The organism is Shigella sp. FC1544, assembly GCF_001722145.1.
GTDB classification, from domain to species: domain Bacteria; phylum Pseudomonadota; class Gammaproteobacteria; order Enterobacterales; family Enterobacteriaceae; genus Escherichia; species Escherichia coli.
Genome location: NZ_MECT01000001.1, coordinates 1 through 14,251, shown reverse-complemented (window position 1 = coordinate 14,251; position 14,251 = coordinate 1). Strand labels below are relative to the sequence as shown.

The following is a 14,251-nucleotide window of genomic DNA, read 5'->3' as shown; positions in this document are numbered from 1 at the left end:
GGCTACGTCGGTGCTAAATCACGTCAGCGCTGGCTGTTTTACGCGTATGACAGGATACGGAGGACGGTTGTGGCGCACGTCTTCGGTGAACGCACTCTGACCACACTGGAGCGTCTTCTGAGCCTGCTGTCGGCCTTTGAGGTCGTGGTATGGATGACGGATGGCTGGCCGCTGTATGAATCACGCCTGAAGGGAAAGCTGCACGTTATCAGCAAGCGTTACACTCAGCGCATTGAGCGACATAATCTGAATCTGAGACAACATCTGGCAAGGCTGGGACGGAAGTCACTGTCGTTCTCAAAATCGGTGGAGCTGCATGACAAGGTCATCGGGCATTATCTGAACATAAAACACTATCAGTAAGTTGGAGTCATTACCAAAAATTGTACGCGGGATGTTCTGGCTGATGCTGCTTATTATTTCTGCAAAAGTGGCGCATTCACTCTGGCGCTATTTCTCCTTTTCTGCGGAATATACGGCTGTTTCCCCATCGGCGAATAAACCGCCCCGTGCGGATGCAAAAACGTTCGATAAAAATGACGTGCAATTAATCAGCCAGCAAAACTGGTTTGGCAAATATCAGCCCGTCGCCACGCCGGTAAAACAACCCGAACCTGTGCCTGTGGCAGAAACGCGTCTTAATGTGGTGCTGCGCGGGATCGCCTTTGGTGCCAGACCCGGCGCGGTTATTGAAGAAGGCGGTAAACAGCAGGTCTATTTGCAGGGTGAAACGCTTGGCTCGCACAACGCGGTGATTGAGGAAATCAATCGCGACCATGTGATGCTGCGCTATCAGGGAAAAATAGAGCGCCTGAGCCTGGCTGAAGAGGAGCGTTCCACCGTTGCCGCGACCAACAAAAAAGCTGTCAGTGACGAAGCAAAGCAAGCTGTTGCTGAACCTGCTGTCAGTGCGCCAGTTGAGATACCGACTGCCGTGCGTCAGGCACTGGCGAAAGATCCGCAGAAAATTTTTAACTATATCCAGCTTACGCCTGTGCGTAAGGAGGGAATTGTCGGTTATGCAGTGAAGCCGGGGGCAGATCGTTCTCTGTTCGATGCCAGCGGTTTCAAGGAAGGCGATATCGCCATTGCGCTAAATCAGCAGGATTTCACTGATCCACGAGCAATGATTGCTCTGATGCGGCAGTTACCTTCAATGGATTCCATTCAACTTACGGTTTTACGCAAGGGTGCGCGCCACGACATTTCCATCGCGCTGCGCTAACCGCATTTAATCCAGGAGAATCATTCATCGTGTTTTGGCGTGATATTACGTTGTCGGTCTGGCGTAAGAAGACAACTGGCCTCAAAACAAAAAAGCGTTTACTGCCGCTGGTGCTGGCAGCGGCATTATGCAGTTCACCGGTCTGGGCGGAAGAAGCCACTTTCACCGCTAATTTTAAAGATACCGACCTGAAATCGTTCATCGAAACCGTCGGCGCTAACCTTAATAAAACCATCATTATGGGGCCGGGCGTACAGGGGAAAGTGAGTATTCGCACCATGACCCCGCTCAATGAACGCCAGTATTACCAGCTATTCCTTAACCTGCTGGAAGCACAGGGGTATGCCGTCGTACCGATGGAAAACGACGTGCTGAAGGTGGTGAAATCCAGCGCTGCGAAAGTCGAGCCGCTGCCGCTGGTCGGTGAAGGCAGCGACAACTACGCGGGCGATGAAATGGTCACCAAAGTAGTGCCGGTACGTAATGTGTCGGTACGCGAGCTGGCACCGATTCTGCGCCAGATGATCGACAGCGCAGGCTCAGGCAACGTTGTTAATTACGATCCCTCCAACGTGATTATGCTCACCGGACGCGCCTCCGTTGTGGAGCGCCTGACGGAAGTGATCCAGCGCGTGGATCACGCGGGTAATCGCACCGAAGAGGTGATCCCGCTGGATAACGCCTCGGCTTCGGAAATCGCCCGCGTGCTGGAAAGCCTGACGAAAAACAGCGGCGAGAACCAGCCTGCGACGCTGAAATCTCAAATTGTCGCCGACGAACGCACCAACAGTGTGATTGTCAGTGGTGACCCGGCCACGCGGGACAAAATGCGCCGCCTGATCCGTCGGCTGGACTCAGAAATGGAACGCAGCGGCAACAGCCAGGTTTTCTATCTCAAATACAGCAAAGCCGAAGATCTGGTCGATGTGCTGAAACAGGTCAGCGGCACGCTCACGGCGGCTAAAGAAGAGGCGGAAGGCACGGTCGGTAGCGGGCGTGAGGTTGTATCCATCGCCGCCAGCAAACACAGTAATGCCCTGATTGTAACCGCGCCGCAGGACATCATGCAGTCGCTGCAAAGCGTAATTGAACAACTGGATATTCGCCGTGCTCAGGTGCACGTCGAGGCGTTGATCGTGGAAGTTGCCGAAGGTAGCAATATCAACTTCGGCGTGCAGTGGGCGTCGAAAGATGCCGGATTAATGCAGTTTGCTAATGGTACGCAGATCCCTATCGGTACGCTGGGGGCAGCCATTTCTCAGGCGAAACCGCAGAAAGGCTCGACGGTGATCAGTGAAAACGGCGCTACCACCATTAATCCGGATACCAACGGCGATCTCTCCACACTCGCCCAGCTTCTTTCTGGATTTAGCGGTACGGCGGTTGGCGTGGTGAAAGGCGACTGGATGGCACTGGTGCAGGCGGTTAAAAACGACTCCAGCTCGAACGTTCTCTCCACGCCGAGCATCACTACGCTGGACAACCAGGAAGCCTTCTTCATGGTGGGCTAGGACGTTCCGGTATTAACCGGCTCTACCGTTGGCTCCAATAACAGCAATCCTTTCAATACAGTAGAAAGGAAAAAAGTCGGCATCATGCTGAAAGTCACGCCGCAGATTAACGAAGGTAACGCGGTACAGATGGTGATTGAGCAGGAAGTCTCGAAGGTGGAAGGACAGACCAGCCTCGACGTGGTGTTTGGTGAGCGCAAACTGAAAACCACCGTGCTGGCTAACGATGGTGAGCTGATTGTGCTTGGTGGTCTGATGGACGATCAGGCGGGAGAAAGCGTGGCGAAAGTGCCTCTGCTGGGCGATATCCCATTGATTGGTAAACTGTTTAAATCGACGGCGGATAAAAAAGAAAAACGTAACCTGATGGTGTTTATCCGCCCGACCATTCTGCGTGACGGTATGGCGGCAGACGGCGTGTCGCAGCGCAAATATAACTATATGCGCGCCGAACAGATCTATCGTGATGAGCAAGGTTTAAGCCTGATGCCGCACACCGCACAGCCGGTACTGCCAGCGCAAAACCAGGCCTTACCGCCGGAAGTTCGCGCGTTCCTCAATGCCGGGAGAACGCGTTAATGGTGCCTGTAGCACAGGAAACCACCGCCAACACCGTGCGTCTGCCCTACAGTTTCAGCCGTCGGTTTAGCCTGGTGGCATGGTGCGAAGCGTCGCTGGAGATCCTCCACGTTCATCCGCTATCGCTCTCTGTTTTGCAGGAGCTGCAGCGGGGGCTGAACGCGCCCTTTACGCTGCGGCAAATCGACGAGGCCGAATTTGAACAGCGGCTGAATGCGGTCTGGCAGCGGGACTCTTCCGAGGCTCGCCAGCTGATGGAAGATCTCGGTTCTGCTGAGGACTTTTTTACTCTCGCGGAAGAACTGCCAGAAACGGAAGATCTGCTGGAAAGTGACGACGATGCGCCGATCATCAAACTGATCAACGCCATGCTGGCAGAGGCGATTAAAGAAGGCGCTTCGGATATCCACATCGAGACGTTTGAAAAGAGTCTGGTGATCCGTTTTCGCGTTGACGGCACATTACATGAAATGCTGCGCCCTGGGCACAAACTGGCCTCGCTGCTGGTATCGCGTATCAAGGTGATGGCACGGCTGGATATCGCCGAAAAGCGCGTACCGCAGGATGGACGTATTGCGCTGCTGCTGGGCGGCCGGGCGATTGACGTGCGTGTCTCCACCATGCCTTCTGCCTGGGGCGAGCGCGTGGTGCTGCGACTGCTGGACAAAAACCAGGCCCGCCTGACGCTGGAGCGTCTGGGGCTTAGCCAGCAACTGACCGTGCAGTTGCGCCAGCTGTTACACAAACCGCACGGCATCTTTCTGGTGACGGGGCCGACGGGTTCCGGCAAAAGCACCACGCTGTACGCCGGATTGCAGGAGCTGAACAACCATTCGCGTAACATTCTCACGGTTGAAGACCCCATCGAATACATGATTGAAGGGATCGGTCAGACACAGGTTAACACCCGCGTCGGCATGACCTTCGCCCGTGGCCTGCGCGCGATTTTGCGTCAGGACCCGGATGTGGTGATGGTCGGTGAAATCCGCGATACCGAAACCGCAGAAATCGCTGTTCAGGCATCGCTTACCGGACACCTGGTCCTTTCCACGCTGCATACCAACACGGCGGTGGGGGCGATCACGCGTTTGCAGGATATGGGCGTGGAGCCTTTCCTGCTCTCTTCCAGTCTGACGGGCGTGATGGCGCAGCGACTGGTCCGCACGCTGTGTCCCGACTGCCGTCAGGCCGCGCCTGCCACTGACGAAGAAAAACGCCTGCTGGGCATTACCGATGCGCGAACCGTCACTCTGTACCATCCGCAGGGCTGCCCCGCCTGTAATCACAAAGGTTTCCGCGGACGGACTGCCATCCATGAGCTGACGTGGTGGATGCCACATTGCGTGATTTGATCCACCGCCAGGCCGGGGAGCTGGAGCTGGAACGTTATGTCCGGCAACACTCTGCGGGTATCCGCAGCAACGGCATTGAGAAAGTGCTCGCCGGAGAAACCTCTCTCGATGAAGTTCTGCGGGTAACCATGGAGGCGTAATGGCACTGTTTTACTATCAGGCGCTGGAGCGTAATGGTCGCAAAACCAAAGGCATGATTGAGGCGGATTCCGCGCGTCATGCCCGCCAGTTGTTGCGCGGTAAAGAGCTTATCCCCGTGCACATTGAAGCCAGGATGAATGCATCGGCAGGGGGAATGTTGCAGCGTCGGCGGCACGCACATCGTCGCGTGGCGGCGGCAGATCTGGCGCTGTTCACGCGCCAACTGGCAACGCTGGTGCAGGCAGCAATGCCGTTGGAAACCTGCTTGCAGGCGGTCAGTGAGCAAAGTGAAAAACTGCATGTGAAGAGCCTCGGAATGGCGCTGCGCAGCCGGATTCAGGAAGGTTATACCCTGTCGGACAGCCTGCGCGAACATCCCCGCGTCTTTGATTCCCTGTTTTGTTCGATGGTCGCTGCCGGAGAAAAATCCGGGCATCTCGACGTGGTGCTCAATCGCCTGGCAGATTACACCGAACAGCGACAGCGCCTGAAATCACGTCTATTGCAGGCCATGCTCTATCCGCTGGTTATGCTGGTGGTGGCAACGGGCGTGGTCACTATTTTGCTGACGGCAGTGGTGCCGAAAATCATCGAACAGTTTGATCATCTCGGACACGCGCTACCCTCCTCCACCCGTGCGCTTATCGCCATGAGTGATGCGTTACAGGCCAGCGGCGTTTACTGGCTGGCGGGATTGCTGGCGCTTCTGGTGCTGGGGCAATGGCTACTTAAAAATCCTACTATGCGCCTGCGCTGGGATAAAACCTTGCTGCGTCTGCCCGTGACGGGCCGTGTTGCGCGCGGGCTGAATACGGCGCGTTTTTCCCGCACATTAAGCATCCTCACCGCCAGCAGTGTTCCGCTACTGGAAGGCATTCAGACCGCTGCCGCCGTGTCGGCAAATCGCTATGTCGAACAACAACTGCTGCTGGCGGCAGATCGCGTCCGCGAAGGAAGCAGTCTGCGCGCCGCGCTGGCGGAGTTGCGCCTGTTCCCGCCGATGATGCTGTACATGATCGCTTCCGGCGAACAGAGCGGCGAACTGGAAACCATGCTTGAGCAGGCCGCTGTTAACCAGGAACGGGAATTTGATACCCAGGTGGGGCTGGCGTTGGGGCTGTTTGAGCCTGCGCTGGTGGTGATGATGGCGGGCGTGGTGCTGTTTATTGTCATCGCCATCCTCGAGCCGATGCTGCAACTGAATAATATGGTTGGAATGTAATTTACGGAGTTATCACATGAATTCGTTATCCCGCACACACAAACCACGGGCAGGTTTTACCCTGCTGGAAGTGATGGTGGTGATTGTTATTCTTGGCGTCCTGGCAAGTCTGGTGGTGCCTAACCTGTTGGGCAACAAAGAGAAAGCCGATCGGCAAAAAGCCATCAGCGATATCGTGGCGCTGGAAAACGCACTAGATATGTACCGACTGGATAACGGGCGTTATCCGACCACAGAACAGGGGCTGGAAGCGCTGATCCAGCAGCCAGCCAATATGGCGGACTCCCGCAACTACCGTACTGGTGGATACATCAAACGACTGCCAAAGGATCCGTGGGGCAATGATTATCAGTATCTCAGCCCGGGTGAAAAAGGACTGTTTGATGTTTATACCCTGGGGGCGGATGGTCAGGAAAACGGGGAAGGCGCTGGCGCAGATATCGGTAACTGGAATTTGCAGGAGTTTCAGTAAGCAGTGCCTGAACGCGGATTCACACTTCTGGAAATCATGCTGGTGATTTTCCTTATCGGCCTTGCCAGTGCGGGCGTGGTACAGACGTTTGCGACCGATTCTGAACCGCCCGCGAAAAAAGCGGCACAGGATTTTCTGACTCGCTTTGCGCAGTTTAAGGACAGGGCAGTGATTGAAGGACAGACACTCGGTGTGCTAATCGACCCGCCTGGCTATCAGTTTATGCAGCGTCGTCAGGGGCAGTGGTTGCCCGTTTCTGCGACCCGGTTATCGGCACAGGTTACGGTGCCGAAACAGGTGCAGATGCTGTTACAACCCGGAAGTGATATCTGGCAGAAGGAATATGCGCTGGAGCTGCAACGTCGTCGCCTGACGCTGCACGATATTGAACTGGAGTTGCAAAAAGAGGCGAAAAAGAAGACGCCGCAGATCCGTTTTTCGCCTTTTGAACCCGCCACGCCGTTTACGCTGCGCTTCTACTCGGCGGCGCAAAACGCATGTTGGGCGGTAAAGCTGGCACACGATGGCGCGTTATCCCTCAATCAATGTGATGAGAGGATGCCATGAAGCGCGGATTTACCTTGCTGGAAGTGATGCTCGTGCTGGCGATTTTTGCGCTGGCTGCCACGGCGGTGTTACAGATTGCCAGCGGTGCGCTGAGTAATCAGCACGTTCTTGAGGAAAAAACGGTAGCGGGCTGGGTAGCTGAAAACCAGACTGCGCTGCTCTACCTGATGACCCGTGAGCAGCGGGCGGTCAGGCATCAGGGCGAGAGCGATATGGCAGGAAGCCGCTGGTACTGGCGAACAATCCCATTGAATACAGGCAACGCGCTGCTCCAGGCGGTGGATATTGAAGTCAGCCGTCACGAAGACTTTTCGTCGGTGATTCAGTCACGACGCGCCTGGTTTAGCGCCGTGGGAGGCCAACAGTGAGAAGGACTCGCGCTGGTTTCACGTTACTGGAAATGTTGGTGGCAATTGCCATTTTTGCCTCGCTGGCACTGATGGCGCAGCAGGTGACTAACGGCGTCACGCGCGTGAATAGCGCCGTCGCGGATCACGATCAAAAACTAAACCTCATGCAGCAAACGATGAGTTTTCTGACCCACGATCTGACCCAAATGATGCCGCGTCCGGTAAGAGGCGATCAGGGCCAGCGTGAACCAGCTTTACTGGCTGGCGCTGGCGTGCTGGCGTCTGAGAGTGAAGGAATGCGTTTTGTGCGCGGCGGTGTGGTTAACCCGTTGATGCGTCTGCCGCGCAGCAATCTGCTCACCGTCGGTTACCGCATTCATGACGGTTATCTCGAACGGTTAGCCTGGCCGCTGACCGATGCCGCAGGCAGCGTGAAGCCGACAATGCAAAAGTTGATTCCGGCCGATTCGCTCCGTTTGCAGTTCTACGACGGCACGCGCTGGCAGGAGAGCTGGTCGTCAGTACAGGCGATCCCTGTGGCGGTACGCATGACCCTGCATTCGCCGCAATGGGGCGAGATTGAACGCATCTGGTTGTTACGCGGGCCGCAATAATCATGATCACCTCACCACCAAAACGCGGAATGGCACTGGTCGTGGTGCTGGTATTGCTGGCGGTTATGATGCTGGTAACCATCACGCTTTCCGGGCGGATGCAGCAACAACTTGGGCGAACGCGCAGCCAGCAGGAGTACCAGCAGGCGCTGTGGTACAGCGCCAGTGCGGAAAGCCTGGCGCTGAGCGCGCTCAGTCTGAGCCTGAAAAATGAAAAGCGCGTGCATCTGGCACAGCCGTGGGCATCCGGCCCTCGTTTCTTCCCTCTGCCGCAGGGGCAAATTGCGGTCACCCTGCGTGACGCACAGGCTTGCTTTAACCTGAATGCCCTTGCTCAGCCGACAACGGCGTCGCGTCCGCTTGCGGTACAACAGTTGATTGCCCTGATCTCGCGCCTAGATGTGCCTGCTTATCGGGCCGAACTGATAGCCGAAAGCCTGTGGGTGTTTATTGACGAGGACCGCAGCGTGCAGACACGTCTGGGCCGTGAAGACAGCGAGTATCTCGCCCGTTCGGTGCCGTTCTACGCCGCCAATCAACCGCTGGCTGATATCAGTGAGATGCGCGTGGTACAGGGAATGGACGCCGGGCTTTATCAAAAACTGAAACCGCTGGTCTGTGCGCTGCCGATGATCCGCCAGCAAATCAACATCAATACTTTAGACGTCACGCAAAGTGTGATTCTTGAGGCGCTGTTTGACCCGTGGTTAAGCCCCGTTCAGGCGCGGGCGTTATTACAACAACGTCCGGCGAAGGGCTGGGAAGATGTCGATCAGTTTCTTGCACAGCCGCTACTTGCTGACGTCGATGAGCGTACTAAAAAACAGCTAAAAACCGTCCTGAGCGTGGACAGCAATTACTTCTGGCTGCGTTCAGATATCACCGTGAATGAGATTGAACTGACGATGAACTCGTTAATTGTCCGCATGGGCCCACAACACTTTTCGGTTCTCTGGCATCAGACAGGAGAAAGTGAGTGAGTTCCATCCTTGAGATTTTTTTCCCGCTTTGCGCCACTGATCCCATCCATTGGCAGCGCCGTACACCCGATGTGGAGCACGGTATCTGGTCTGACGTTGCTAACGAACAGCTCCAGCAATGGCTGCAAACCGATGCGATTCGACTCTACATTCCCGGCGAATGGATCAGCGTCTGGCAGGTTGAACTGCCTGATGTCGCCCGTAAGCAGATACCGACCATTCTGCCCGCCTTACTGGAAGAAGAGCTGAACCAGGATATCGATGAACTGCATTTCGCCCCGTTGAATATCGACCAGCAACTGGCAACCGTAGCAGTGATTCACCAACAGCATATGCGCAACATTGCGCAGTGGTTGCAGGAAAACGGCATCACCCGCGCTACCGTCGCGCCAGACTGGATGTCCATTCCTTGTGGGGTTATGGCTGGCGATGCGCAACGGGTTATCTGCCGCATTGATGAATGCCGGGGATGGAGCGCCGGGCGGGCGCTGGCTCCGGTCATGTTCCGCGCCCAGCTCAATGAGCAGGATTTACCGCTTTCGCTAACCGTAGTCGGCATTGCACCGGAAAAGCTATCAGCATGGGCTGGCGCAGACGCTGAACGCCTGACCGTTACAGCTCTGCCCGCCGTTACCACTTATGGCGAACCGGAAGGGAACCTGCTGACAGGGCCGTGGCAGCCTCGCGTCAGCTACCGAAAACAGTGGGCGCGCTGGCGGGTGATGATTCTGCCGATATTGCTGATTCTAGTTGCGCTGGCAGTGGAGCGGGGCGTGACGTTATGGAGCGTCAGCGAACAGGTGGCGCAAAGCCGCACCCAGGCGGAGGAACAGTTCTTAACGTTGTTCCCGGAGCAGAAGCGGATTGTGAATTTACGCTCTCAGGTGACGATGGCGCTGAAAAAATATCGCCCACAGGCCGACGATACCCGGCTGCTCGCCGAGTTGTCAGCGATAGCCAGCACCCTGAAATCTGCGTCACTTTCCGACATCGAAATGCGTGGTTTTACCTTTGATCAAAAACGCCAGATACTTCACCTCCAGCTACGGGCCGCGAACTTTGCCAGTTTCGACAAACTGCGTAGTGCACTGGCAACCGATTATGTTGTGCAACAGGACGCGTTACAGAAAGAGGGTGATGCGGTTTCCGGCGGCGTAACGTTGCGGAGGAAATAACATGTTACGCGATAAATTTATTCACTATTTTCAGCAATGGCGTGAACGCCAGTTAAGCCGTGGCGAACACTGGCTGGCACAACACCTAGCGGGGCGTTCTCCGCGTGAAAAGGGCATGTTACTGGCAGCGGTGGTGTTCCTGTTTAGCGTCGGATATTACGTCCTCATCTGGCAGCCGTTGAGCGAACGGATAGTACAACAGGAGACAATGTTGCAGCAACTGGTGGCGATGAACACCAGACTGAGGAGCGCCGCGCCGGATATTATTGCGGCGCGAAAATCCGCCACAACAACGCCTGCGCAGGTATCGCGGGTTATCAGTGACAGTGCTTCCGCGCACTCGGTAGTCATCAAGCGGATAGCCGAGCGTGGGGAGAATATTCAGGTCTGGATAGATCCGGTGGTGTTTAATGACCTGCTGAACTGGTTAAACGCGCTGGATGAAAAGTATGCGCTGCGGGTGACACAAATTGATGCCAGTGCTGCTGAGAAGACTGGGATGGTGAATGTGCAGCGGCTGGAGTTTGGACGGGGGTAAAGTATCAGGAGATTAGTATCAATAAAATTACTCTCGTTAACGTGGCGAGAGTAATTCCCCCAGACTTTATAAGCAAACTTTTTTCGTGAAGGTTATTGTCAGATCCAAAAGCAAAAACCCGCCTTGTGGGCGGGTTCTTAAGAATTAGTGGTGCCCGGACTCGGAATCGAACCAAGGACACGGGGATTTTCAATCCCCTGCTCTACCGACTGAGCTATCCGGGCAACGGGGCGCATTAAACCTGATTCGCCTCGTCTCGTCAATCAAATTTCTTCAATTTACTGCAGACTGCACAATCTATCATCACTTTGCCGCTATTGCACGCATTGTCAGGCAAACCAAGCGGTCCAGGCGGCGGAAAGCGGCATTGCCAGAAGGAGTGCTGGAAGCATGTTGACCACCGGGAACATTTTAATGCCACAGATGCGTAATCCGGTTGCCAGCAGCAATAAACCGCCTACGGCGCTGAAGTCTGCCATCATCGACGGTGTGGTCAGCGGTAATATCAGCGCGGCAGCCCACGCCAGCGTTAACTGGATGATCAGTAATGGGATACTAATTACCGACACCGCAATACCCAGCGAGCAGGCGAAGATCATCGCCGTAAAGAAATCAAGAAATGACTTGGCGATTAAAATACTCGGATCGCCGGTCATCCCTTCGTTCATCGCCCCGAAGATCCCGGTGCCGCTGGCGCAAAACAGGACAATAATCGCGACATAATTCTGAATAAAAGATTCATGCGTTGGCTTCTTACGTGAGTGACGAAACAGATTTTGTGCTTTGGCGACTGCTGTATTGACACCTTTCTCCAGCAAACAAATTTCGCCAATTAGAGCGCCAAGTAGCGTAGCTAAAACCATCGCTGGAAGGTTGGCGCATTTCACAACCAGTAAAATACCAATCCCCAGCGATGCCAGACCAAAAATAGATGTCATGGAGATGCGGATACGTTCCGGTAAGCGTTGGCTGAGCAGTGCGCCGAGAACGCCACCCAGTAAGACTGCACTAGCGTTGATAAAAGGGCCGATGACCACAAGAGTTCCTGTTAACTGTATTGTTTGATTTTCTTATTATGAACTTTTTGCCTTGTTGATGGCTTGTCTGGTCGCAAAGTCCTGGCTTGCACGCTTTAGCGAAAGGTGCCATGATTGCGCGAATTTTCTCCTCTCTGTACGGAGTTTGCCCGATGCACGCCACCTCCTTACATTCTCTCGCTTATCGCCGTTTCGCGCGAAACGTTTCCCTTTCTATGTTACTGCTCATGCGGTGAAGTTAACGCACGCTCACTGCAGGACAACAGTAAAATCAGAGCGTTTCTGCTTTTACTGATGTCTGGCGGTCGGAGCTGGTGACCAGTTTGCCCCATATCTCATGGGGCAGGGTTTTCCACCTTGTCCGGTATTCTTACTTCCCCGAAACGGGTTTGCGCTTATGAAATCAATGAATATTGCCGCCAGTAGTGAACTGGTATCCCGACTTTCTTCTCATCGTCGCGTGGTGGCGTTGGGAGATACTGATTTTACGGACGTCGCGGCAGTCGTCATTACCGCTGCGGATAGTCGCAGTGGCATTCTTGCGTTGCTTAAGCGCACCGGTTTTCATCTACCGGTGTTTTTGTATTCCGAACATGCTGTTGAATTACCTGCGGGCGTTACGGCGGTAATCAACGGCAACGAGCAGCAGTGGCTGGAGCTGGAATCCGCAGCCTGTCAGTATGAAGAGAATTTGCTGCCACCGTTTTATGACACGCTGACGCAGTACGTTGAGATGGGCAACAGCACCTTTGCTTGCCCTGGACATCAACATGGTGCGTTTTTTAAAAAGCATCCTGCCGGACGCCATTTTTACGATTTCTTTGGTGAGAACGTCTTTCGCGCCGATATGTGTAACGCTGACGTAAAATTGGGCGATCTGCTTATTGGCGAAAGATGCGCAGAAATTCGCAGCCAAAGTCTTTCATGCCGATAAAACCTATTTTGTGCTGAACGGCACATCGGCAGCGAATAAAGTGGTGACGAATGCGCTGTTAACGCGTGGCGATCTGGTGCTCTTCGACCGTAACAACCATAAGTCGAATCATCACGGCGCGCTGATTCAGGCGGGGGCGACGCCGGTCTATCTGGAAGCTTCACGCAACCCGTTTGGTTTCATTGGCGGTATTGATGCGCACTGTTTTAATGAAGAGTATCTGCGCCAGCAAATTCGCGACGTTGCGCCAGAAAAAGCCGAGCTGCCGCGCCCGTTTCGCCTGGCGATTATTCAGCTGGGAACCTATGACGGAACTGTCTATAACGCCCGTCAGGTGATCGATACCGTTGGGCATCTGTGTGATTACATTCTGTTTGATTCCGCGTGGGTCGGTTACGAACAGTTTATCCCAATGATGGCGGATAGCTCGCCGCTGCTATTAGAACTTAACGAAAACGATCCGGGGATCTTTGTGACTCAGTCGGTGCACAAACAGCAGGCGGGATTCTCACAGACGTCGCAGATCCATAAAAAAGATAACCATATCCGCGGACAGGCGCGTTTTTGCCCGCATAAGCGGTTGAATAACGCCTTTATGCTCCATGCTTCTACCAGCCCTTTCTATCCGCTGTTTGCTGCACTGGATGTTAACGCCAAAATTCATGAAGGGGAGAGTGGGCGTCGGCTGTGGGCTGAGTGCGTTGAGTTGGGTATTGAGTCGCGCAAGGCTATTCTTGCGCGCTGTAAGCTGTTCCGCCCGTTTATCCCGCCCGTTGTTGATGGCAAATTGTGGCAGGATTATCCGACATCAGTGTTAGCCAGCGACCGCCGTTTTTTCAGTTTTGAGCCGGGGGCGAAGTGGCACGGCTTTGAAGGATATGCCGCGGATCAGTATTTTGTTGATCCGTGCAAGCTGTTACTCACTACACCAGGTATCAATGCCGAAACCGGCGAATATAGCGACTTTGGCGTTCCGGCGACGATTCTGGCGCACTATCTGCGTGAGAACGGCATTGTGCCGGAGAAGTGCGATCTCAACTCCATTCTGTTCTTATTAACTCCGGCGGAAAGCCACGAGAAGCTGGCACAACTGGTAGAGATGTTGGCGCAGTTTGAACAGCATATTGAGGATGACTCGCCGCTGGCTGAGGTGTTGCCGAGCGTTTATAACAAATATCCGGTGCGCTATCGCGACTACACTTTGCGCCAGTTGTGTCAGGAGATGCACGATCTGTATGTCAGTTTCGACGTCAAAGACCTACAAAAAGCGATGTTCCGCCAGCAGAGTTTCCCGTCAGTGGTGATGAACCCCCAGGATGCGCATAGCGCTGATAGGTAATGCTGCCAACTTACTGATTTAGTGTATGATGGTGATTTTAAGGTGCTTGCGTGGCTTCCATTTCCATCAGATGTCCTTCCTGCTCCGCTACTGAAGGCGTGGTGCGTAACGGCAAAAGCACTGCCGGACATCAGCGCTATCTCTGCTCTCATTGCCGTAAAACATGGCAACTACAGTTCACTTACACCGCCTCTCAGCCCGGTACGCACCAGAAA

The 14,251-nt window shown here is 54.5% G+C and carries 11 protein-coding genes, 1 tRNA gene and 5 pseudogenes; 15 read left to right on the top strand and 2 right to left on the bottom strand.

Annotated elements, in window-relative coordinates:
• The 12 genes and pseudogenes from BGK49_RS00075 to yghD all read left to right on the top strand — a co-directional run.
• Positions 1–363, top strand: a pseudogene (locus tag BGK49_RS00075) (IS1-like element IS1X2 family transposase); the annotation flags it as partial.
• A gap of 4 nt (positions 364–367) precedes the next feature.
• Positions 368–1,225: pseudogene (gene gspC / locus BGK49_RS00070) on the top strand (type II secretion system protein GspC); the annotation flags it as partial.
• A 29-nt stretch (positions 1,226–1,254) separates the two neighbouring features.
• A pseudogene (gspD, locus tag BGK49_RS00065) lies at positions 1,255–3,315 on the top strand (type II secretion system secretin GspD).
• Positions 3,315–4,807, top strand: a pseudogene (gene gspE, locus BGK49_RS00060) (type II secretion system ATPase GspE). Before gspD ends, gspE begins: the two co-directional pseudogenes overlap by 1 nt.
• Positions 4,807–6,030 carry a type II secretion system inner membrane protein GspF gene (gene gspF / locus BGK49_RS00055; protein WP_001173439.1) on the top strand — a complete coding sequence of 408 codons (1,224 nt, stop codon included), beginning with the start codon at positions 4,807–4,809 and terminating at the stop codon, positions 6,028–6,030. The pseudogene gspE and the gene gspF overlap by 1 nt, the downstream one beginning before the upstream one ends.
• Positions 6,031–6,046: 16 nt before the next feature.
• The gene (gene gspG / locus BGK49_RS00050) at positions 6,047–6,502 is read left to right on the top strand and encodes a type II secretion system major pseudopilin GspG (RefSeq protein WP_001087282.1); all 456 of its coding nucleotides are present in this window, start codon (positions 6,047–6,049) and stop codon (positions 6,500–6,502) included.
• A 3-nt stretch (positions 6,503–6,505) separates the two neighbouring features.
• Positions 6,506–7,069 (top strand): type II secretion system minor pseudopilin GspH, encoded by a 564-nt coding sequence (gspH, locus tag BGK49_RS00045; RefSeq protein ID WP_001115133.1) that lies wholly within the window; start codon positions 6,506–6,508, stop codon positions 7,067–7,069.
• On the top strand, positions 7,066–7,437 hold the full coding sequence (gene gspI, locus BGK49_RS00040; RefSeq protein WP_000820139.1) for a type II secretion system minor pseudopilin GspI: 372 nt from the start codon (positions 7,066–7,068) through the stop codon (positions 7,435–7,437). Before gspH ends, gspI begins: the two co-directional genes overlap by 4 nt.
• Positions 7,434–8,033, top strand: a complete 600-nt coding sequence (gene gspJ, locus BGK49_RS00035; RefSeq protein ID WP_001255034.1) for a type II secretion system minor pseudopilin GspJ — start codon at positions 7,434–7,436, stop codon at positions 8,031–8,033. Before gspI ends, gspJ begins: the two co-directional genes overlap by 4 nt.
• 2 nt (positions 8,034–8,035) lie before the next feature.
• Entirely contained in the window at positions 8,036–9,013 is a 978-nt protein-coding gene (gene gspK, locus BGK49_RS00030; RefSeq protein WP_000633216.1) for a type II secretion system minor pseudopilin GspK, read from the top strand.
• The gene (gspL, locus tag BGK49_RS00025) at positions 9,010–10,188 is read left to right on the top strand and encodes a type II secretion system protein GspL (protein ID WP_000095000.1); all 1,179 of its coding nucleotides are present in this window, start codon (positions 9,010–9,012) and stop codon (positions 10,186–10,188) included. The genes gspK and gspL overlap by 4 nt, the downstream gene beginning before the upstream one ends.
• A gap of 1 nt (position 10,189) precedes the next feature.
• A complete protein-coding gene (gene yghD, locus BGK49_RS00020) occupies positions 10,190–10,726 on the top strand; it encodes a GspM family type II secretion system protein YghD (RefSeq protein ID WP_000942800.1) in 537 nt (178 codons plus the stop codon).
• A 148-nt stretch (positions 10,727–10,874) separates the two neighbouring features.
• Here yghD and BGK49_RS00015 read toward each other — a convergent pair.
• Positions 10,875–10,950: transfer RNA gene (locus tag BGK49_RS00015), tRNA-Phe, on the bottom strand.
• A gap of 105 nt (positions 10,951–11,055) precedes the next feature.
• Positions 11,056–11,763, bottom strand: coding sequence for a DUF554 domain-containing protein (locus tag BGK49_RS00010; protein WP_000234502.1), 708 nt, complete (start codon positions 11,761–11,763; stop codon positions 11,056–11,058).
• A gap of 152 nt (positions 11,764–11,915) precedes the next feature.
• Between BGK49_RS00010 and yqgH the strand changes: the two genes are divergently transcribed.
• From yqgH to BGK49_RS24765, 3 genes and pseudogenes are all read left to right on the top strand, one after another.
• Positions 11,916–11,999 (top strand): hypothetical protein, encoded by an 84-nt coding sequence (gene yqgH / locus BGK49_RS30765; RefSeq protein ID WP_212591416.1) that lies wholly within the window; start codon positions 11,916–11,918, stop codon positions 11,997–11,999.
• Between the two features lie 161 nt (positions 12,000–12,160).
• Positions 12,161–14,027, top strand: a pseudogene (gene speC / locus BGK49_RS00005) (ornithine decarboxylase); the annotation flags it as partial.
• A 59-nt stretch (positions 14,028–14,086) separates the two neighbouring features.
• A partial coding sequence (locus BGK49_RS24765; RefSeq protein WP_047664789.1) for an IS1 family transposase occupies positions 14,087–14,251 on the top strand: 165 nt, incomplete at its 3' end.

Excerpts from the sequence above, each read along its gene's own strand:
- gspI (WP_000820139.1), top strand. The coding sequence starts at position 7,066 with ATGAAGCGCGGATTTACCTTGCTGGAAGTGATGCTCGTGCTGGCGATT.
- gspG (WP_001087282.1), top strand. The coding sequence starts at position 6,047 with ATGAATTCGTTATCCCGCACACACAAACCACGGGCAGGTTTTACCCTG.
- gspK (WP_000633216.1), top strand. The coding sequence starts at position 8,036 with ATGATCACCTCACCACCAAAACGCGGAATGGCACTGGTCGTGGTGCTG.
- yghD (WP_000942800.1), top strand. The coding sequence starts at position 10,190 with ATGTTACGCGATAAATTTATTCACTATTTTCAGCAATGGCGTGAACGC.
- yqgH (WP_212591416.1), top strand. The coding sequence starts at position 11,916 with ATGCACGCCACCTCCTTACATTCTCTCGCTTATCGCCGTTTCGCGCGA.
- gspF (WP_001173439.1), top strand. The coding sequence starts at position 4,807 with ATGGCACTGTTTTACTATCAGGCGCTGGAGCGTAATGGTCGCAAAACC.